Annotated in this window: 21 protein-coding genes and 1 tRNA gene; 13 read left to right on the top strand and 9 right to left on the bottom strand. The window is 60.8% G+C overall.

Annotated elements, in window-relative coordinates; translation table 11 throughout:
- Positions 1-8: 8 nt before the first annotated feature.
- Both ETW24_RS02205 and ETW24_RS02200 read right to left on the bottom strand, forming a co-directional pair.
- Entirely contained in the window at positions 9-416 is a 408-nt protein-coding gene (locus ETW24_RS02205; RefSeq protein ID WP_129369563.1) for a universal stress protein, read from the bottom strand.
- A 107-nt stretch (positions 417-523) separates the two neighbouring features.
- Positions 524-847: an antibiotic biosynthesis monooxygenase family protein gene (locus ETW24_RS02200; RefSeq protein WP_129369562.1), complete on the bottom strand. Its 324-nt coding sequence runs from the start codon at positions 845-847 to the stop codon at positions 524-526.
- A 153-nt stretch (positions 848-1,000) separates the two neighbouring features.
- On the opposite strand from ETW24_RS02200, the gene ETW24_RS02195 reads away from it, so the two are divergent.
- Positions 1,001-1,660 (top strand): hypothetical protein, encoded by a 660-nt coding sequence (locus ETW24_RS02195; RefSeq protein ID WP_129369561.1) that lies wholly within the window; start codon positions 1,001-1,003, stop codon positions 1,658-1,660.
- 27 nt (positions 1,661-1,687) lie between these two features.
- Positions 1,688-2,182, top strand: a complete 495-nt coding sequence (locus tag ETW24_RS02190) for a HugZ family pyridoxamine 5'-phosphate oxidase (RefSeq protein WP_129372814.1) — start codon at positions 1,688-1,690, stop codon at positions 2,180-2,182.
- On the opposite strand, the gene ETW24_RS02185 is transcribed toward ETW24_RS02190, so the two are convergent.
- The 3 genes from ETW24_RS02185 to ETW24_RS02175 all read right to left on the bottom strand — a co-directional run bounded on the left by ETW24_RS02185 (position 2,179) and on the right by ETW24_RS02175 (position 6,778).
- The gene (locus ETW24_RS02185; protein WP_129369560.1) at positions 2,179-4,464 is read right to left on the bottom strand and encodes a glycosyl hydrolase family 28-related protein; all 2,286 of its coding nucleotides are present in this window, start codon (positions 4,462-4,464) and stop codon (positions 2,179-2,181) included. The genes ETW24_RS02190 and ETW24_RS02185 overlap by 4 nt on opposite strands.
- A 97-nt stretch (positions 4,465-4,561) precedes the next feature.
- The gene (locus ETW24_RS02180; protein WP_129369559.1) at positions 4,562-4,963 is read right to left on the bottom strand and encodes a DUF4864 domain-containing protein; all 402 of its coding nucleotides are present in this window, start codon (positions 4,961-4,963) and stop codon (positions 4,562-4,564) included.
- A 171-nt stretch (positions 4,964-5,134) separates the two neighbouring features.
- Positions 5,135-6,778, bottom strand: a complete 1,644-nt coding sequence (locus tag ETW24_RS02175; RefSeq protein WP_129369558.1) for a lysine--tRNA ligase — start codon at positions 6,776-6,778, stop codon at positions 5,135-5,137.
- A gap of 251 nt (positions 6,779-7,029) precedes the next feature.
- Here ETW24_RS02175 and ETW24_RS02170 point away from each other — a divergent pair, with 251 nt between their 5' ends.
- Entirely contained in the window at positions 7,030-7,452 is a 423-nt protein-coding gene (locus ETW24_RS02170) for a tellurite resistance TerB family protein (RefSeq protein WP_027257720.1), read from the top strand.
- Between the two features lie 206 nt (positions 7,453-7,658).
- Here ETW24_RS02170 and ETW24_RS02165 read toward each other — a convergent pair whose 3' ends face one another.
- Together ETW24_RS02165 and dacB are read right to left on the bottom strand one after the other, a co-directional pair.
- On the bottom strand, positions 7,659-8,384 hold the full coding sequence (locus ETW24_RS02165) for a GNAT family N-acetyltransferase (protein ID WP_129369557.1): 726 nt from the start codon (positions 8,382-8,384) through the stop codon (positions 7,659-7,661).
- A gap of 137 nt (positions 8,385-8,521) precedes the next feature.
- Positions 8,522-10,009 carry a D-alanyl-D-alanine carboxypeptidase/D-alanyl-D-alanine endopeptidase gene (dacB, locus tag ETW24_RS02160; RefSeq protein WP_129372813.1) on the bottom strand — a complete coding sequence of 496 codons (1,488 nt, stop codon included), beginning with the start codon at positions 10,007-10,009 and terminating at the stop codon, positions 8,522-8,524.
- A gap of 131 nt (positions 10,010-10,140) precedes the next feature.
- Here dacB and ETW24_RS02155 point away from each other — a divergent pair, with 131 nt between their 5' ends.
- Positions 10,141-10,947 carry a DMT family transporter gene (locus ETW24_RS02155; protein ID WP_205877327.1) on the top strand — a complete coding sequence of 269 codons (807 nt, stop codon included), beginning with the start codon at positions 10,141-10,143 and terminating at the stop codon, positions 10,945-10,947.
- On the opposite strand, the gene ETW24_RS02150 is transcribed toward ETW24_RS02155, so the two are convergent.
- Entirely contained in the window at positions 10,927-11,541 is a 615-nt protein-coding gene (locus tag ETW24_RS02150; protein WP_254695680.1) for a nicotinate-nucleotide adenylyltransferase, read from the bottom strand. The two genes, ETW24_RS02155 and ETW24_RS02150, sit on opposite strands and share 21 nt — an antisense overlap.
- 545 nt (positions 11,542-12,086) lie before the next feature.
- On the opposite strand from ETW24_RS02150, the gene ETW24_RS02145 reads away from it, so the two are divergent.
- From ETW24_RS02145 to ETW24_RS02120, 6 genes are all read left to right on the top strand, one after another.
- Positions 12,087-13,553, top strand: coding sequence for a sensor histidine kinase (locus ETW24_RS02145; RefSeq protein ID WP_129369554.1), 1,467 nt, complete (start codon positions 12,087-12,089; stop codon positions 13,551-13,553).
- A gap of 7 nt (positions 13,554-13,560) precedes the next feature.
- The gene (locus tag ETW24_RS02140; protein WP_343328039.1) at positions 13,561-14,025 is read left to right on the top strand and encodes a response regulator; all 465 of its coding nucleotides are present in this window, start codon (positions 13,561-13,563) and stop codon (positions 14,023-14,025) included.
- 198 nt (positions 14,026-14,223) lie between these two features.
- Positions 14,224-14,700 carry a GNAT family N-acetyltransferase gene (locus tag ETW24_RS02135; protein ID WP_129372812.1) on the top strand — a complete coding sequence of 159 codons (477 nt, stop codon included), beginning with the start codon at positions 14,224-14,226 and terminating at the stop codon, positions 14,698-14,700.
- A gap of 35 nt (positions 14,701-14,735) precedes the next feature.
- A tRNA-Arg gene (locus ETW24_RS02130) sits at positions 14,736-14,812 on the top strand.
- 358 nt (positions 14,813-15,170) lie between these two features.
- Positions 15,171-15,542, top strand: a complete 372-nt coding sequence (locus ETW24_RS02125) for an eCIS core domain-containing protein (protein WP_129369552.1) — start codon at positions 15,171-15,173, stop codon at positions 15,540-15,542.
- A gap of 137 nt (positions 15,543-15,679) precedes the next feature.
- Entirely contained in the window at positions 15,680-15,892 is a 213-nt protein-coding gene (locus ETW24_RS02120) for a hypothetical protein (RefSeq protein WP_129369551.1), read from the top strand.
- Here ETW24_RS02120 and trxC read toward each other — a convergent pair.
- Positions 15,889-16,314, bottom strand: a complete 426-nt coding sequence (gene trxC, locus ETW24_RS02115) for a thioredoxin TrxC (protein WP_129369550.1) — start codon at positions 16,312-16,314, stop codon at positions 15,889-15,891. The two genes, ETW24_RS02120 and trxC, sit on opposite strands and share 4 nt — an antisense overlap.
- A gap of 129 nt (positions 16,315-16,443) precedes the next feature.
- On the opposite strand from trxC, the gene ETW24_RS02110 reads away from it, so the two are divergent.
- The 3 genes from ETW24_RS02110 (at position 16,444) to ETW24_RS02100 (ending at position 17,870) form a co-directional block, all read left to right on the top strand.
- Positions 16,444-16,827, top strand: a complete 384-nt coding sequence (locus ETW24_RS02110) for a hypothetical protein (protein ID WP_129369549.1) — start codon at positions 16,444-16,446, stop codon at positions 16,825-16,827.
- 61 nt (positions 16,828-16,888) lie between these two features.
- Entirely contained in the window at positions 16,889-17,461 is a 573-nt protein-coding gene (locus ETW24_RS02105) for a L,D-transpeptidase (RefSeq protein ID WP_129369548.1), read from the top strand.
- A 199-nt stretch (positions 17,462-17,660) separates the two neighbouring features.
- On the top strand, positions 17,661-17,870 hold the full coding sequence (locus ETW24_RS02100) for a cold-shock protein (RefSeq protein WP_024088679.1): 210 nt from the start codon (positions 17,661-17,663) through the stop codon (positions 17,868-17,870).
- Positions 17,871-17,893: the final 23 nt, after the last annotated feature.

Raw genomic sequence — 17,893 nt, 5'->3', positions numbered from 1 at the left:
GGGCGGCGTCAGCGCACCACATGCACCGCACAAGCAGCGTGGCGCACCACATGGCCCGAGGTCGATCCCCACAGCAGATCCTGCATTGACGGGCGGTGCGAGGCGAGGATGATCAGGTCCGGCTGGTTCTGCTCGGCCCAGTCCAGAATGGTGCGGCCGGAATGGCCCTCAACCAGTTCTCCGCGGGCATTGGGCAGGGTCTTGGCCAGCCCGTCCAGCTCGGCCTGCAGCGCGCTGCGGGTGCCGTCCATAAAATCTGCCGGAATGTAGGAAATCGCATAGGCCGGGACCTGCTCGATCACATGCAGCAGCGTCACGTTGGCGCCGGGGGCGGACAGCAGCCGCGCCACTTTCAGCGGCCCGGTCACGCCCCGTTCGGGATCGAATGAAATCGGCACCAGGACATTGTGGTACATAGCAAACCTCCGTCGGTTGATGTTCCTGTCAATGATAGCCCTGCCGGTGGCATCCCGCCATGACCGGGGTCAAAGCAGGCGCCGTTTTGGGTGGAACTGGCAAAAGCTTAGGTGCCGAACACCTCTGCCACGTCATACATCACCGGCTCAAAACTGCGGCACAGTTCATTGATCTTGCGGTTGCGCTCGCGCATTTCGGGACTGCGCAGCATTGCCATGAAATCCTCGCGGCGGCGCCATTGCGAGTAATTGGCGATACGGGTCTGCGCGTCATTCACATGCAGTCCAGCGGCAACAAAGCCGGGCTGTTTCGAGATGAAGTCCGCGTAGGCATCCTGCAGCGCCTCCAAAAGGTCCTGACAGGTCCCCGGCGTCATCTCAAATGTGGTGATAACGGTTTGGATATCAGCGGTTTTTGCTATTTTCGGCATTGGCCCCTCCGTTGAATTCCTCCAGCCTACGCCCGTTCGCGCATGAAGCGCACCACCTTTTTTGAGACGGCAATCATTTCGTGTAAAGTAAAAATTTAATACAACCTTAACCATAAATCGAAACTCTTACCGCAGTGTTCTGAGGGTTTTGGGATGAAACCTGCCTGTGCCGTTTGCCTTGCCCTGACGCTGGCCCAGCCGGTGGCTGGCGGCGCATGGCTGGAGAAGCCAGGCAGGGGGTTTGCGTCTGCCAGCGCCACCTACCGGCAAACCGGTGATGAAGGCGCCCAAGAGCTGAGCTATTATGGCGCATTTGGCATTACCTCCAAGCTAACCCTCGGCATTGACCTGAACCAAAGCTCGGCTGGCTCCGGCCACGCGCTGATGTTTGCCCGATCGCAGCTGCACGCCGGTCCCCGTTTCCGGCTGGCGGTTGAGACAGGGGTCGGCGGCAATCATTACCGGGGTCTTTGGCAAATGATGCAAAAGACAACACTGTCTTACGGGCGCAGTTTTGAGACCGGCCAAAGCACCGGCTGGCTGGCGGTCGATGCCGCATACGAGCTGCGCAACAGCGGATTTGATGCGGCCTGGAAACTGGACGCCACCATCGGTCTGAACCGGCCCGGAAAAGTCGCACCAATGCTGCAGGTCGAGACGTCCAAACCGGGCGGCGGCCGGTTTTCCTATGCGCTGACCCCGGCCCTGCGCTATCCGCTGGTCGGCAGCCGCGAGCTGATCCTGGGGCTGGAATACCGCAACACAGGCCAGCGCAGCCTTGGTCTGGAGATGGGGGTGTGGCAAAGGTTCTGAAGCCTTTAAAGGAAACCAGAAATGACGATGCCCGACCCGGTCCGACCCGCAGATGACGACGCCCGCGCTTTGGCCCAAAGCCTGATGGCAAGCGCCCGCTTTGCCGCCCTTGGCGTGCTGCTGGAGGATGGCAGCCCGCTGGTCACACGGGTGGCTTTCGGACTGGATCCGCAGGGGGATCCTGTCAGCCTGATCTCCGGCCTGGCGCTGCACACGGCTGCACTGCTTCAGCGGCCGGCCTGTTCGCTGCTGGTCGGAGAGCCGGGAGGCAAAGGCGATCCGCTGGCCCATCCGCGCCTGAGCCTGATGTGCCGGGCGCGTTTTCTCAGCCGCCAGGACCCGGAGCATGAAGTGCTGGCCGCGCATTACCTGCGCCGCCAGCCGAAGGCCAAGCTGTATCTGCAACTGGCTGATTTCACCTTTGTGCGGTTTACTGTGACGGGGGCGCATCTGAACGCCGGCTTTGGCAAGGCCTTCCGCCTTGCCGCCACCGATCTTCAGCACTCCGGCGGCACTGGTTAGCTGTCCATCCGCATGATGACCTGAACTTCGCCCTTGACGGCTTCACCCCAGCGCAGCCGGATCTCGTCGTTTTCCGGGCCTTGCTGCGCTTCGGTATACGGCACAATGTAGCGGGTGCTGTTGCCGCTGCTCTTCAGCGCGCCCAGCGGCACCACGCTGTCGACATAGCGGGCGAACCCTTGGAACGGCAGCAGCCCTTCGGCCCGCACCGGCCAGGAGGTTGAGGCCGAAGATTGATCATGCCGCACCCGCAGCGGATTGGCGGTTTGCGCCGTGACATTATGATACATGTTGCCGCTGAAATCGACGTTTTTGGACCGGCTGAAATCCAGATCCGAAAAACTGGTATCCACGCGCTCCGCCCGGTCAATGCTGCCCTGAAGCGAGCGGAATTTATTGCCGGTGACAGAAAGCCCGTTCAGGAAATGGCCGCTGCCGTAGGGTTTGACGACGATGTAGCTGAACCACGGTGCGACATCGCCGGACAGGAACACATTGGCACTCACTGACAAGGCGCTGAATGAAAACCCGCCGGTGAAATCAGGTGTTGCGTCCCGCTCGTTGGTCCATTCGATAAAGCAATTGTCGATGTAGTTGTCCGACACGGTTGAGGTGCAGTTGTTGGAGGCCAGCACCAGACCTGCTGTGCGCACGCCGTTGGCGATGCTGTCGCCCTGAAAGAAGTGATTTCCGGTTACCGTATTGTTGCCGCCCGCCAGCAGCGCGAAATGGCGGAACCTTGTGGCCCGGTTGCTGCGCAGCTTGGCGTCGTTGGAATTGACGTTAAGGCCGATGCTGACCCGGTCTGGAACGTCCAGCGGGTCCTCAGCTGACAGGAACTGGCAATTGTCGACCAGAATACCCTGGCAGCCGGTTCCGGCCGACGTAATTCCGCGGTCCTTAGGGCGTGAAAAGAAACAGCTGTCGAACGAATTCACCGACCCGGCCGGCGCCAGCCGCACTGCGCTGCAGCGGGAATTGCACTGGAATTCGATGCCTTCCATGCCAAACTTGCTGAGCGAACTGAAGCCGCTGAAATCCACCAGATATTTGAAGTCGCGGAAGGTGAACGTCTGGGTGCCTTCGGCATCATAAAGCGCCGCGCTGAGGGTCAGCTCTCCGGCGCCGGTATTTTTGGATTTCACATAAATCTCGCGGCCCACTCCGGCGCCTTCGACCAACGAGCCAACTGCAATATTCGCGATGTTCGCAACATTGGTCAGTTTTTTGGAGTCCGAGGCACTGTAGGTTGCCTGCGAGGTCACCGCACCGGTGTCCCAGGCCGCATTGCTGGCGGCCTCCAATTGGCCGTTGCGGATCACCCGGCGGGTCGCATAAGAGCTTTTGTTCGGGACTGCGGCTTGCATGTCGATCGGCCCGGTGACGGTGATCTTGCGGCCCTTCAGATCCAGGGATTCGTGATCTGCGTTATTGATCAGCGCCTGAAACGCCTTTTTGAACCCCAGCTCCTCATTGCCGAATGCCGCCGCATATGCGGGGAAATCGAAGTTCTTTGTCAGCAACAGCATCTGACTGTCCGGCATGGAAACGGTGCCTTCGAACACGGCCTGGTGGTTCAGTGAAACGGTGCTGTTCAGGCGGAAATCCCCTGCGGGCACCAGGATGCGCCGCCCGTCTGCTGCCGCGTCCGCCGCTTCAAAGGCCGCCGTGCAATCAAAGCTGCCATTGCCCACCGCACCATAGTCGGTGACGTCCACCACGCTTAGCATATCCCGCACAAAGGCGCTGGTGATGTCGGTGATCTCAATGTCGTCGATCCGCACCACGCCGCCGTTGGCGCCGGTCAGGTCGAGGCCGAAATGGCCGTAGGCCGCATTGCGCCCCCAGGGCATGTCCACCCCGCCGCGGCTACCGCTGCCGACAATGCCGGTGACATCCACCACTTGGCCATAGGCGGTCAACGAGACCTGCGGCGCAGTCTCAGTCACACCGCCGATATGGCTGCCGCCGCTGGCCCCCGCCCAGCCTGCAACGCGGACCGCAGGCAGCGCACCGCTGACCGCCTTCACCCGGACCTTTATCTGCAAATAGCAGCCCGGTTGCAGCGGCGTCTGACCCATGAAGCGCAGCTTCTGGGTGTTCTCAGTCTTCTGCATCTCCAGGCAGCCGCCGAAATCAGCGTCCGCCGCCACAAAGACTGCATTGGCGGCGCCGTCATAGGTGTCTGATCCGGGAGTGCCGTCGCCGCTGGACCAGACGTCCAGACCATCCGCAAATGCTGGCGGCATCAGCTGCAAACCTTCGGTGATTGCCTTGTTCATGAGAGTTCCTTCTCCTGCTGAGCATGTCGCGTTCAGGGAAAAGGGTTTACAGATGCCGCGTTAAATTCCGCCCAGCGGTGCGTGCGCAGGCCTGGGCCTAGGCGCCTTCAGCATGCCCGTTCAATAGCTGTACCGCGTTGATTTTCCATTCACTTCCAGGCTTAACCATTTGGTAATCCAAGAGGTGCACGCGGCCCTTTGTGTCAGTGATCATCACCCGCTGCCAATAGCTGCCTGCCACTTCGCGCAAGTCCAGATAGCGCACTTCGGCGGGCCGCCAGACCATCGGGTAGCCCTGGCGCACCATCGCGGCAAAGTGGTCCGGGGTGCCGAATATGCGCCGGATCAACGGCGAAGCGTAGGAGAAGGCGGTTTCGGTATCATTGTTTAGGAAGGCAGAAATCTGAGAGCCGATCACAGCTGTGACCGGCTCCCTTTGAGCTATTGCCGGGAAGGCCAGAAGAAAAACACTTACCCCCGCAAACAGAACACTGCGCATCTGCCCCTCCCGGTCCGTTTGACTCCAGTTAGGGCAAAGTGACGTTGCGTCAAAAAGTTTTTTGACGGAGCTGGCGCATAGCGCGGAACAAGGCCGCAGACCGCCGCGCAGGGCTGAAAAAGAAAAGGGCGCGGAAACCCGCGCCCTTGCTGATCACGATTGCGCGAAAGCTTACGCCAGCTCGCCCGCCAGCGCCTGCTCAATCAGCGCGATGGTGTCCGCGACGCCGTAAAGCGCGATGAAGCCGCCGAAACGGGGGCCTTGGGAGGCACCCAGCAGCACCTCGTAGATCGCCGAGAACCAGGCGCGCAGCGGCTCGAAGCCGTGGATCTTGCCGATGGCAAAGACCACGGACTGCAGGAATTCCTCATCCGCGAAATCAGCCTCGGGCAGCTCATCATCATTGCCGGCCAGTTCGTTTTTCTTGGCGATGGCTGCCAGCGCAGCCTCGGGCGATTTCAGCGCATCCGCCAGATCCTGCAGCGCTGCACGCTCCTGATCGGTGGGCAGGCGGAACACTTTGGCCGGTTTCACGAAGTCGTTGAAATAGGCCACGGCAAAACCTGCCGCCTGATCCATCGTTGGATTGCTTTCCGGGGTCGCATCAGGCGCGTATTTGTTAATGAAGCCCCACATCGTTGCCTTGTCCTCGGCGCTGGAGGCCGAAGCGAGGTTCAGCAGCATCGAGAACGGCACCACCATATCCGACTGCGGCACGTCACCGCCGTGGATGTGCCAGACCGGGTTGTTCAGCTGACCCTTCAGGTCCTGGCCATGGTAGGCGCGCAGCTGCTGGTGGTATTCGTCGACCGCCTTGGGGATCACGTCGAAATGCATACGCTTGGCGGTCTTCGGCTTCTGGTACATGAAATACGCAAGACTCTCGGTCGAGGCATAGGTCAGCCATTCGTCGATCGAGATACCGTTGCCAGAGGTCTTGGAAATTTTCTGGCCATTGGAATCCAGGAACAGCTCATAGGTGAAATGCTCCGGTGCGCGGTGGCCCAGCACCCGGCAGATGCCATCATAGATCGGGGTATTGGTGGAATGGTCCTTGCCGTACATCTCAAAATCGACTTCCAGCGCCGCCCAGCGGGCGCCAAAGTCCGGCTTCCACTGCAGCTTCACGTTGCCGCCAGTGACCGGCAGGGTCCATTCCTTGCCGTCTTCGTCGTCAAAGGTGACGGTGTAGGTCTCGGCGCAGACCTTTTTCATCGGCACGTACAGGACGCGGCCGGTTTCCGGATGGATCGGCAGGAAGATCGAATAGGTCTGGCGGCGCTCTTCGCGCAGCGACTTCAGCATGATCGCCATGACGTCGTCGTATTTGTCGACGGCGCGTTTCAGCACCTCGTCGAACTGGCCGGATTTGTAGAACTCCTGCGCCGAGTAAAACTCATACTCGAATCCGAAGGTATCAAGGAAGCGGCGCAGCATGGCGTTGTTGTGGTGGCCGAAGCTTTCGTGGGTGCCAAACGGATCCGGCACCGAGGTCAGCGGCTTTTGCAGATGCTCATGCAGGCGGTCGGCGTTGGGCACATTGCCCGGCACCTTGCGCATCCCGTCAAGGTCATCCGAGAAGCAGATCAGTTTGGTTGGAATGTCCGAGATCAGTTCAAATGCGGTCTTGATCATGGTGGTGCGGGCGACTTCGCCAAAGGTGCCGATATGCGGCAGGCCCGAGGGGCCATAGCCGGTCTCAAAAAGAACATAGCCCTTTTCCGGCGCGCCCTTGGCGTAACGTTTGAGAACCCGGCGGGCCTCTTCAAACGGCCAGGCTTTGCTCTTGAGAGCTTCTTCGCGCACATCAGACATTTGTGTTCTCCATCGGCGGCGTCATTTCCGGTTTTCCAGGGGCCGCATGATCAGTGCGGATGCCCCATGCATCCAGCCCTTTCCTCTATTGTGCTGATGCAGCATGAGTCAATAATCACTGGCCGGGCAGCGCCGTCTTTTGCCGCCGTAGAGCGGATAAAAACTCCGCGCAGCCGCAGCCTGTTGTTGAACCTCGCCGCCGGCCTACCTATCGTGGCCGGATCAATATTGCGCAAAGAAGGATTCCGTCCATGAGTGAGCAAACCCCGCACCCGATGTCCCCGCAGGACTGTCTGGTGGCGCTGATGGTGGCGGTTTCTGCCTCGGACGAAAATATCCGCACCGCCGAGCTGGTGAAAATCCAGTCCGCGGTCAACATGCTGCCGGTGTTTGCCGATTACGACATCGACCGGGTGACGCGGGTCTCGCAGACGGTTCTGGACCTGTTTGAACAGGAAGACGGTCTGGCGGCGCTGTTCGGCCTCATTCGCGGCGATCTGCCGGAGCGGCTGTTTGAAACCGCTTATGCGCTGTCCTGCGATGTGGCGGCTGCGGACGGGATCCTGGGCGAGACCGAGCTCGAGTTCCTGGCGGAGGTCCGCTATGAGCTGAACATCGACCGGCTGCATGCCGCGGCCATCGAACGCGGGGCACGGGCGCGGCACATGGTCTGAACGACGTATGATCTGAACGGCGGAAGGGGGCGCTGCCCCCGGCCTTGCGGCCTCCCCCCGGATATTTTCAGCCAGAAGAAGAACCCGGTGCCGGGTCGGCCAGCGTGGCGGAAATTGCTGCCACCGTGCGGTTTTCCGGACTTTTGACCTGGTGAAGTATAAGCAGCCAAGCGCGGGCGGGACTGGCTGCTCAGGGTCCTGCGGTATCAGCCCGTCCGTCTGGCTACTGCGATCAAAGTGCGGAGGCTTTGCTTCTGCTGTCCTTGGCCACCGAAGTTTGCTGGATCAAGCCACGCCTGATAGGCGGCTTCAAGCTTGGGCCACTCAACATCCAACACTGAATACCAAGCGGTATCGCGGTTGCGGCCCTTATACACAATGGCCTGGCGGAACAGACCTTCATAGGTGAAACCGAAACGCTCTGCCGCGCGGCAGGACGGCGCATTCAAGGCGTCGCATTTCCATTCAAAGCGGCGGCAGCCCAAATCATTAAACACCCGTGCCATCATCAGATAGATCGCCTCGGTCGCCGCCCGCGTCCGCTGCAGCGCCGGGGCAAAGGTGATGCCGCCAACCTCGATCACGCCGTGGGCGGGCTGAATGCGCATATAGCTGGCAATGCCTTCGGCCTTGCCGCTGTCCCCGTTGATGACCGCGAAGCAGGGCTGCGCCTCCACGCCGCTGACCGCCTGCACCCAGGCCCGCAGTCCAGCCGGCGTCTCAAAGGGGCCATAGGGCACATAGGTCCATATCGCATCGGTTCGGTCCTGCTGGAAAGCCGCAAACAGATCCGCGGTGTGGCGGTCCGCGTTCAATGGCTCAACCCGGCAGTATTGCCCAGCCATGCCGGTGTGGCCGGGGTGCCGGGCCCCGCGCCAGTCCGGCAGCGGCGCACCGATGGGCTGGCCGTGTTCGTTGGTGAGACCGGTCATGGCAGGCATCCTTTTCTAAGCAGTTCCGCGGCAGCTTGCGCCGCCGTCCTGCGCAGGTTTGCCATGCAACCGGACCGGACAAAACGTCCAGATTTTGGCAATATGCCCAGACCAATCCCGCCTGTCCCAGACCCGGGTCAGCTGCCGTAGACCGCGCCCCATCGTTCGATCAGTTGCTGTTGCAGCTTCTTGGCGCGGCGGTTCCAGCCGCGCGCGCCCTTGGGGCGTTCACGCTGTGCGCGGGGGATGCGGGCACGCGTTTTCTGGTCAGCAGTGAAAATGGCAAAGGCCAGTACCGTCCCGTCCGCAGCGGTCATGAAACCGCCCAGGCCCGAGACAAAATTAAGCGTGCCGGTCTTGGCCGCGACCTTGATCGGGTGACCCTTGACGATACCGCCCTTGGCATCGCGCATCCGGAAGGGTTTCAGAAGCGGCTTGAGCCGGCCCGCCTTGTAGGCCGCAACCAATGCACCGGTCAGATCCCCCGGCGTCATCCGCGACGCCTCGCCAAGGCCGGAATGATCCACCAGCCTGGTACCGGACATGCCGTATTTTCCGGCAGCCCAGCGGTTCATTTCGGCGGCGGAGGCCTTGAGCGAAGCAGGCCGGCTGCCGCGTGCGGCGGTGGCGGACATGCCGATCATCTCGGCCATCAGGTTGTTGGAGTATTTCAGCATCGCCTTGAGCATCATGTCCAGCGGCGGGCTGTGATGCCGGGCCAGCAGTTGCGACTGGGGCAAGGATTTGGCGGATTTTGCCTTGTCCAGCTTGATCCCGTTTGCCCGTGCCAGGGTGCGGAACACATCGCCGGCATAGGCCGCAGGGTTGCGGACCGGCAGCCAGCGCGATCCGCCCTTGCCCAGCGCCTTGGCGGCGACAGTCCAGTGATCGACCCCCCCTTTTTCGGCATAGGTATAGACCGGCCCCGAGCGCGAGGCGATTTTCATCTGCGCATTGACCACTTCGGGACGGTATTTCTCGGTCCTTGCGTCCATGGTGATCGCCCAGCCGCCGCCGGACGCGCGTTTCCATTCGAAATGCACCCGGTTGAAGTTCAGCGCGATGCCGGACACGGCGGGGGAATAGCCGACATGGTCGGGCTGGCCCGGATCGATGGTTTTGACCGCAGGAAGGCTGCTGTCCCAGACCAGGAATCTGCCCCGCACCTCGCGCACGCCGGCGTTTTTCAACGCCTTGGCCAGCAGTGCCAGATGATCGGTGTTGAGCATAGGGTCGCCGCCGCCGGCCAGGATCAGGTCGCCCTTGACCACGCCGCCCGCGACACCGCCGGTCGCCAGTATGCGGGTCTCGAACCGGTGATCCGCACCCAGTACATCCAGCGCATACAGCGCGGTAAGCGCCTTGGCGACGCTGGCAGGCGGCAGGGCTTCGGCCCGGCCCGAGGATTCCAGCAGCTTGCCGGTTTTCACATCGGCCACCGCACAGACCGCCTGGCCCGGCAGATTGGCCCGCGCCAATAGTGCCTTGAGCCCGTCCGCTCCGGCCGCAAGAGAGCTGACACGGCGCGCAACGGGCCGCAGCGATACCGCCGGCGCATTGGCCAGCGCTGAGGAACCCGCCAAAGCGGCAAGCCCGGAAAGGAGGAATGTCCGGCGTGAAGTCATCTTATTCATTTTTAGTGTCAGGACCTGCTCTTCTTCAATCCCGTTTCCACGGCAATCCGCCGCAGGATCCGGGGTTTTTCCCGGTGGGAAGTCCTGCTACCGCTGGCAGCATGTTGCAAGCAGTCATCCTTATGTTCGTGGCCATGTCAATGATCCCTGCGGGCGATCTGTGCGGGAAGCTGCTGACGGGCGGCGGGCTGGCCACACCGGCGTTTGTCGCCTGGTCGCGGTTTGCCATCGGCACCGCGCTGATCCTGCCGTTTGTGCCGCGCCGGGCCTATGCGCTGCTGGGCGATTGGCGGCTGTGGCTGCGGGCCGGACTGCTGACCGGCGGCATCTTTTCGATCCAGCTGGCGCTCGCGACCGAGCCGCTGGCCAATGTCTTTGCCGCCTTCTTTGTCGGTCCGGTAATCAGCTATGTGCTGTCGGTCCTGCTTTTGCGGGAACAGGCGACATTGCTGCGCAGCCTGCTGATGGGACTTGGATTCCTCGGCGTGCTGATGGTGGTGCGGCCTGGCCTGGGAGGCTCCATCAACCTGCTGTGGGCGGTGCTGGCAGGATGTTTCTATGGCGGTTTCCTGACCAGTTCGCGCTGGCTGGCGCATCTGGGGTCGCCGTTGGAGCTGAGCCTGACCCAGCTGCTGCTTTCCGCCATCCTGATGCTGCCTCTGGGCCTCGGCAGCCTGCCGGAGTTTTCGCCCTCGACCGCCGCACTGACGGTGGGCAGCGCGGCGTTTTCAATGACCGGCAATCTGCTGCTGCTGTTTGCCTATGGCCGGGTGCAGGCGGTGAAACTGGCGCCAATGGTCTATTTCCAGCTGGTCGCCGCTGTCAGCCTCGGCTGGGCCGTCTTCAGCCAGCTGCCCGATGCCTGGACCTGGGCCGGGCTGGCGGTGGTGCTGTCCGCCGGTCTGGCCTCAGCTGTGCTCCGCCGCTGACCATTCGCCGCGGGCCCGGATTTCGGTTGAGCTGACATCCACCATCGGCACGTTGACAAAACACCAGGCCGGAGCCGTAGCCCGCGCCAGCAAATGGCTCTGGCAGCCTTTCAGCATTGACTGCCGGGCAAAGCGCGCTGCGGGGGAAAACCGCGCTGAGATACGGTCGTTCGGCCGTGCCAGCACCCCCACCGGCACGGTGTCCAGGATTTGCTGCCAGTCTTTCCAGCGATGGAAATGGGTCAGGTTGTCCGCCCCCATCAGCCAAACAAAGCGCACGCCCGGATGGCGGCGGCGCAGGTGGCGCAGAGTCTGGGCGGTGTAGCGGGTGCCGAGATCCGCCTCGATGCCGCTGATGTGGATGCGCGGGTGCTGGATCAGGTCTTGCGACGCTGCGATCCGCCGCTGCAGGGCGGCCGGCTGGCGCGCTTTCAATGGGTTGCCCGGGGACACCAGCCAGAACAGGTGATCCAGTCCGAACCGCCGCAGGGCCGCAAGGGAAATCGCCGCATGGCCGCGGTGCGGCGGATCAAAGGACCCTCCCAGAAGCCCGACGCTTTGGCCCGGGCGGATATGCGGCAGCTTGCAAACCATGACAGCCTTGATGCACATAATTTCCCGGAGAGATCAATCGGGTGAGGCGCCACGGCTCTGATGATACGGCTGCGCTCTACAGCCCGCGATCCCGCACCTGCCGCGATTCAAATGCTCTCTCGAACCGGTGGCGCTGGCAGTCTCATACATAGCATCGTTGCTTGCAGCGGCGCGGGATATCCAGACTGCCGGACGCCGAGGGTGGCAAACCAAAGCGGCAATAGTTCAAGCGCTGCCCGATCGGCAGAGCCAGAGAGTAGCCAAATTTGTGCTCGAAACTGCCCAGGCATCGGGGAGCGGCCCGTGTCCTCTTTGCCATCGACACGGCTGCAACGGTTACTTTTTGGTTATGTGCCATAGCCTAAGGAGCGCCCAGCAAGCAGCCTGTCTGTAATCAGCAACTTAGAGTTGCGCACCTATTGCTGAAATCTCTAAAGAGTGTAATCTGGTCAAAAATGCCGGCCCGTATGCAGCGCGCAGCAGGGAATACCAGCGATCAGTAAGCAGGCTTTGGTCCGCTTGCGCAGCAGCAGAAAGCCCCAAGGATGACATTTTCCACACAAACGGACGCCTCCCAGCCACTCCGGGGCAATCGCATCCGGTACCTGACGCACGGCACTGCAGCCCTGCTCGTTGGCGCCGGTTTTATCTTCGATCTGCTGACGCCGCTTGGGATTGCGGGCGGCCTTATCTATGTGGCCGTTGTCCTGTGCGCTCTTTGGGATGATAATCCGAACACGGCCTACAAGTATGCGGCAGCTACCACTGTGCTGACGATTCTTGGCTATCTGCTGTTTCCGCGTGTCGGGGTCAATGAATGGATCGTCCTGACCAACCGGGCACTTACTGTATTGGCGCTTTGGGCGCTTGCCTTCATCGTTCGCCAGCAGAAAGCAGCCCAGCTTTCGCTGGTGCAGAAAACGACTGAGCTTGCCGCCATACAGGACAACACAGTCGAAGGGATGATAAGCATCAGCACCGAAGGGGCAATTTTGAGCTACAACCGCGCCTGCGAGTGTATTTTCGGATATGCGGCCGGTGACGTCATTGGCCGGAACATCAAATGTCTGATGCCGGATCCTTACCATTCCGAGCATGATAGCTACCTCCGCAACTACCTCAGGACCGGACAAAGGAAAATCATTGGCACTATCCGTGAGGTTCAGGGACAACGCAAAGACGGCAGTGTCTTCCCGCTAGAATTGTCTGTCAGCGAAGTCCGGATCGGCGGCCACCATCTGTTCAGCGGTATCGTCCGCGACATATCCGAACAGAAGCGCGCCGAAGCGGAGCGCGAGCAGTTCATCAATGATCTGTCCCGTTCGAACCAGGATCTGGACGATTTCGCCTATATTGCCTCCCATGATCTGCGGGCGCCTCTGCGGGTTATCGGAAACGCCTCCAGCTGGCTGGAGGAGGATCTCGCCGACGCCTTGGACGATGAGAGCCGGGAAAACCTGCAGCTCATCCAGTCCCGGATTTCGAGGATGGAACAACTGCTGGACGACTTGCACGAGTATTCCCGTGCCGGGCGCAAGACGGACGCCAGATATCAACAGCTGATGCCAGGCAGCGATCTGATGGATGAAGTACTGATGCTGCTCGACCAGCCAAAGGGGGTCACCATCAATACCGACCCCGGTTTCGCCGCCATCCAGCTTCCGAACATGCCGTTGAAGCAGATCTTGGCCAACCTGATCTCCAACGCGATCAAGCACAACGAAACCAGCACAGGCGTGGTTGACGTGCTGCTGGAAGACGACGGCGGCATGTATGCCATTACGGTCGCCGATGACGGTCCCGGTATTGATCCGCAGTTTCACGAGCAGATTTTCAAGATGTTTCAAACACTGAAGTCGCGCGACGTGGTCGAAGGCAGCGGTATCGGCCTGGCGATCGTCAAGAAACACGTGGAAAATGCGGGCGGCAAAATCTCTTTGCAGTCTTCGCCGGGTGAAGGCTGCGCATTCCGGTTCACTTGGCCCAAGCCAGCCTGCCCAAACAAAGGATAGCCAAAGTATGATGAGAATGAACAGCGGCGGGCAGACCTCTCATAAGGATCTGAACATCATTCTGGTGGATGATGACCACGGGGACGCCAAGGCCGTTGAGCGGGCATTCAAGAAAGTCAAAATCGCAAATGAGATCACACGCGCGATCGACGGGCTTGAGGCGCTGGATTACCTCCGCGGGACGGGCGGCAAGGACAAGGTCCAACAGCCCTATGTGCTGCTGGTTGATATCAAGATGCCGCGGATGAGCGGCATCGAGCTGGTCCAGGAATTGCGCGCAGATCCTGAACTCAGCAGGTCAGTGGTATTCTTCCTGACGACCTCAAGCCACGAGCAGGACATCGAAGCTGCCTATGAATTGAATGCAGCAGGCTATATCGTGAAGGAAACAGCAGGGCGTGATTTTCTGCAACTAGTCGATATGGTTGACCGCTATTGGCGGATTGTCGAATTCCCTATCCCCGGCACCTGATCCGCAGCACTGTTGCGGCTCTGCGTCTGAAAAACACCGGCAGCCACGCCAAACGTGCCGCACCTCCGGGCCGGTTTCAACGTGACGGCAAGGTGCCGTCATATCTTGACACTGAGGGGTAAAGGGTAGCTGTCTTGTGCCTGAGACAGATTGCAGAAATTCTATACACATCCCCAAGAGCAGGAGGTGCAGCACATTATGCCCCGCTTTGAGATCAGCCCGGAAGACCCGGCCGGACCGGAAGCTTCAGCCCTGATCCGGCGGCATCTTTCGCAAATGGCGGCACAATCGCCGGAAGAAAGCTGCCACGCGCTGGATACAAGCGGCCTTGAAGGTCCTGATGTACAGTTCTTTCTGCTGCGCCGGGGCGGCAAACCGGTTGCCATGGGGGCGCTGAAACTGCTGGAAGGCGGCGCACGCGAATTGAAGTCCATGCACACGGTGTCCGAGGCCCGCGGCAGCGGAGCAGGACGCGCAATGCTGGAATTCCTGCTGCAGCTTTCCCGCAAAGAAGAGGCCACAGGCCTCTTTCTGGAGACTGGCTCCACCGATGATTTTCTGCCTTCGCGCAGGCTGTATGAATCCCTTGGTTTTAAGCAATGCGCGCCCTTTGGGGACTACGCAGCGGACCCTTGGTCAGTATTCATGCACCTGGACTTGCGCGCAGCGGCTTGACCCTTGGCACCCGCCTGTCATAACTGGCGCCAAGCGGTCCCTTAGCTCAACTGGATAGAGCAGCTGACTTCTAATCAGCAGGTTGAGGGTTCGAGTCCTTCAGGGATCGCCAATTCCTTTAGTTGCCAATGAAGCATAACCTTGCACAATTTAGCTGCTTTGATGCGCACCCCGTGTCACGGGGAAAATGCCAGGTGAGCTAGTGCTTGCTTCCCGTCCACCGAGAGGACCGCACCATCACACTGCGGGATCAAACAGCTGCGACAGCGGCTGCCTGGGCGGACCCGGGAGATTGGCCTCCCGTCCTCTGAACAGCCATTATGATGCTTGATGATGCTTGGCTGAACCGTCAATGAGGGAGCGTCATCAACGGCCTCTCCTCTCTGTTTCGTCTTTCCGCAACTCCGCGCTACCATCGCCTCAGGCGCTCTGTGCGCCAATTGTTGGTTTATGCATTGGAGATGAATCCCATGGCTCTGAAACCGGAAGAAGTGAAGGCACAGGTCGAGGCGCTTGGCGGCAAGCAGGCCAAGCGCAAGAAGCTCAAGACCGAACCCGAAGGCACGTCCGAGAAGAAACTGCCCGGCGATCTGCGCAAAGGGCTGGAGGCGCATTTCGGCGGCAATCTGGGCAAGGTCAGGGTGCATGTCGGCGGCAATGCCAAGGACGTCTGCAAGGAACTGAAAGCCAAAGCCTTTACCGTCGGCAACAACATCTATGTGATGAAGCCTGCATTCGCCAAGGATACCGACCTGCTGGCGCATGAGCTGACCCATGTGCTGCAGAAGGGCAAGGGCAAGATGCCCAAGGCCAAGGACGGTGTGGCGCTGACCTCAAAATAGGCCTGCACCACCCTTTCGCGCAGCTCTGCCCAGCCTATTGACACATTTTAAACCTTTTTTAAGCAAAATTGCCCGCAAGATAGTCTTGAGAGACACTGGGGCGGTCAGGCTAGATTGCTCCCGGAGAAGGAGTTGCCATGGTTTGGGCTGGACTGTTCGCAGGCATGATCACCGGAATGTGCGCCACGGCGTTTGGATTTTTTGTGGCCGCGCTGCCGCTGTGGCTGAGCCTGCTGCTGTATCCGGCAGCCGGGCTGGGCGCGACCGTGCTGGTGATCGCTGTTCTTTCCCTGCGCTGCTGGCTGCAGTCGCAGCCGGTCATCGGACAAGCCTACGGCAACCGCGCCTAGCTGCGCAGCCAGCTGACGATCTGGCCTTGCCGCATCGCGCCGGCCTGGCGCTTTTTCTCTTTGCCGCGTTCAAAGGCGACCAGGGTCGGGATGCCGCGGATGCGGTATCGCGCGCCTGTGGACGGGTGGTCCTGGGTGTTCAGCTTGACCAGCCGCGCCTTGCTGCCCAATGCCTTAGCGGCCTTGGTAAACTCCGGTGCCATTGTCCGGCAGGGCCCGCACCAGGGCGCCCAGAAATCGGCCAGCAGTGGCAGATCGTCATTCTGCGCCGCCTTCTGCAATGTGGCCGGGTCCACGTCCACCGGCTTGCCCGGCATCAGCGCCGCGCCGCAGCTGCCGCAATTGGGGTCTTTGCCCAGCTTGTCCTCCGGCACCCGGTTCAGCTGGGCACAGGCCAGGCAGGTCAGGGTCTTGGCACCCATGATGGTTCCTCCGCTTCAATCCTGCCCTGATACAGACATCGGCTGCCAGGCCGCAAGAGACGCCGCCGGAGCTTCACAAACCTGTAATCAGCACTGGAAGCTGCAGGCCGCCGCTTCAATATCAAAGGCATGCAACAGATACTCCGCCTCCTGCCGCCGCTTGCGGCCGTTCTGGCAGCCGCCGAACTGGCGCATTTTATGAATCTGACCGCAGGCCTGGGGGCACATCCCTGGTGGGCGGGCAAAGTGATCTGGCTGGGCGCCCTGCCCGGTCTTGCGCTGGCCCTTGCCGTCCGGCTGCTGCACCTGCCACGCTGGCTGGCAGCCGCGGGTTTCGCGGTCTTCGGTGCCGCGGCCTTTGCCATCGCGGCAGCAGGCAAGGCGCAATTCGCCGCGTCTTACGCCGAGGACCTGTTGGCCGGGAAATTCTGGTACTTTGGCTGGATTGCCGTCTGCACCCTGACTGCTGCTACGCTTGCAACACTTGCCGGCCCGTCTGCGGAAACCCGTTGACCCGGCGCATTCCACGCCGGAAGATGATTAGACGACACAACAGACATCCGGAGATTTAGCCATGATTTCACGCCGGAAAATTCTGAGTACCGGTACTGCGGCCGCCGCAGCAACCTTGCTTCCGCTGCCTGCGCTGGCCCGCAAGAAAGACCCCGCTCCCTTTGATCCCACCCCGCAGGAGGTCCGGATCCGCAAGGATTTTGCCCCGGGGCAGATCCTGGTGCTGCCGCGCTCCTACTACCTTTACTTTGTCACCGACAAGCGCAAGGCGATGCGCTATGGCGTTGGTGTCGGCAAGGCCGGTCTGGAGTTCACCGGCACTGCCGTGATCGAACGCAAAAAGGTCTGGCCCACCTGGCGCCCGACCGACGAGATGATCGAACGCGATCCGCGGGCCTATGCCAAGTTTGTCGACAATGAGTACATTCAGCCCGGCGGGCCGGAAAATCCGCTGGGTGCGCGGGCCCTGTATCTGTTTCAGAACGGCATCGACACCTATTTCCGCATCCATGGCACCAACCAGCCGCAGACCATCGGGCACTCGGTATCCAACGGCTGCATCCGGATGATGAATGAGCACGTTACGGATCTGTATCAGCGGGTTCCGCTCGGCACGGTTGTGACAGTGCTTTAGGCACGGTTCTGCCGGAGACACGGCGTCACTTTGGATTTTTTCTTGCGCCTGGGGTGATTCCTACTCAATTCTGTCACCGCAACGTCACGCGAGTATCATCACTGTTGCCTTACCGGCGCGGTTATGACTCTTTGCAGACCGCTGCCGTTCTGCCGCATGACGCGGGCAGAGAATTGAGACGACTTAGGAGAATACGACGATGGCGACTGGCACCGTCAAATGGTTCAACACCACCAAAGGCTACGGCTTTATTGCACCCGATGATGGCGGCAAGGACATTTTTGTCCACATTTCCGCAGTTGAGCGATCAGGGCTGACCGGCCTGGCCGACAATCAGAAAGTGACTTACGAACTGCAGGCTGGCCGCGACGGCCGCGAGTCCGCGGTTGATATCGCACTGGCCTCCTGATCCGAACTTCTGATCACGCCTGA

This window comes from Leisingera sp. NJS204, assembly GCF_004123675.1.
Classification (GTDB): domain Bacteria; phylum Pseudomonadota; class Alphaproteobacteria; order Rhodobacterales; family Rhodobacteraceae; genus Leisingera.
This window is presented reverse-complemented; position numbering and strand designations above follow the sequence as displayed.

Bases quoted from the DNA above. Each gene is read 5' to 3' on its own strand.
- ETW24_RS02205 (WP_129369563.1), bottom strand. From the start codon at position 416: ATGTACCACAATGTCCTGGTGCCGATTTCATTCGATCCCGAACGGGGC.
- ETW24_RS02200 (WP_129369562.1), bottom strand. From the start codon at position 847: ATGCCGAAAATAGCAAAAACCGCTGATATCCAAACCGTTATCACCACA.
- ETW24_RS02195 (WP_129369561.1), top strand. From the start codon at position 1,001: ATGAAACCTGCCTGTGCCGTTTGCCTTGCCCTGACGCTGGCCCAGCCG.
- ETW24_RS02190 (WP_129372814.1), top strand. From the start codon at position 1,688: ATGCCCGACCCGGTCCGACCCGCAGATGACGACGCCCGCGCTTTGGCC.
- ETW24_RS02185 (WP_129369560.1), bottom strand. From the start codon at position 4,464: ATGAACAAGGCAATCACCGAAGGTTTGCAGCTGATGCCGCCAGCATTT.
- ETW24_RS02180 (WP_129369559.1), bottom strand. From the start codon at position 4,963: ATGCGCAGTGTTCTGTTTGCGGGGGTAAGTGTTTTTCTTCTGGCCTTC.
- ETW24_RS02175 (WP_129369558.1), bottom strand. From the start codon at position 6,778: ATGTCTGATGTGCGCGAAGAAGCTCTCAAGAGCAAAGCCTGGCCGTTT.
- ETW24_RS02170 (WP_027257720.1), top strand. From the start codon at position 7,030: ATGAGTGAGCAAACCCCGCACCCGATGTCCCCGCAGGACTGTCTGGTG.
- ETW24_RS02165 (WP_129369557.1), bottom strand. From the start codon at position 8,384: ATGACCGGTCTCACCAACGAACACGGCCAGCCCATCGGTGCGCCGCTG.
- dacB (WP_129372813.1), bottom strand. From the start codon at position 10,009: ATGACTTCACGCCGGACATTCCTCCTTTCCGGGCTTGCCGCTTTGGCG.
- ETW24_RS02155 (WP_205877327.1), top strand. From the start codon at position 10,141: ATGTTCGTGGCCATGTCAATGATCCCTGCGGGCGATCTGTGCGGGAAG.
- ETW24_RS02150 (WP_254695680.1), bottom strand. From the start codon at position 11,541: ATGGTTTGCAAGCTGCCGCATATCCGCCCGGGCCAAAGCGTCGGGCTT.
- ETW24_RS02145 (WP_129369554.1), top strand. From the start codon at position 12,087: ATGACATTTTCCACACAAACGGACGCCTCCCAGCCACTCCGGGGCAAT.
- ETW24_RS02140 (WP_343328039.1), top strand. From the start codon at position 13,561: ATGATGAGAATGAACAGCGGCGGGCAGACCTCTCATAAGGATCTGAAC.
- ETW24_RS02135 (WP_129372812.1), top strand. From the start codon at position 14,224: ATGCCCCGCTTTGAGATCAGCCCGGAAGACCCGGCCGGACCGGAAGCT.
- ETW24_RS02125 (WP_129369552.1), top strand. From the start codon at position 15,171: ATGGCTCTGAAACCGGAAGAAGTGAAGGCACAGGTCGAGGCGCTTGGC.
- ETW24_RS02120 (WP_129369551.1), top strand. From the start codon at position 15,680: ATGGTTTGGGCTGGACTGTTCGCAGGCATGATCACCGGAATGTGCGCC.
- trxC (WP_129369550.1), bottom strand. From the start codon at position 16,314: ATGGGTGCCAAGACCCTGACCTGCCTGGCCTGTGCCCAGCTGAACCGG.
- ETW24_RS02110 (WP_129369549.1), top strand. From the start codon at position 16,444: ATGCAACAGATACTCCGCCTCCTGCCGCCGCTTGCGGCCGTTCTGGCA.
- ETW24_RS02105 (WP_129369548.1), top strand. From the start codon at position 16,889: ATGATTTCACGCCGGAAAATTCTGAGTACCGGTACTGCGGCCGCCGCA.
- ETW24_RS02100 (WP_024088679.1), top strand. From the start codon at position 17,661: ATGGCGACTGGCACCGTCAAATGGTTCAACACCACCAAAGGCTACGGC.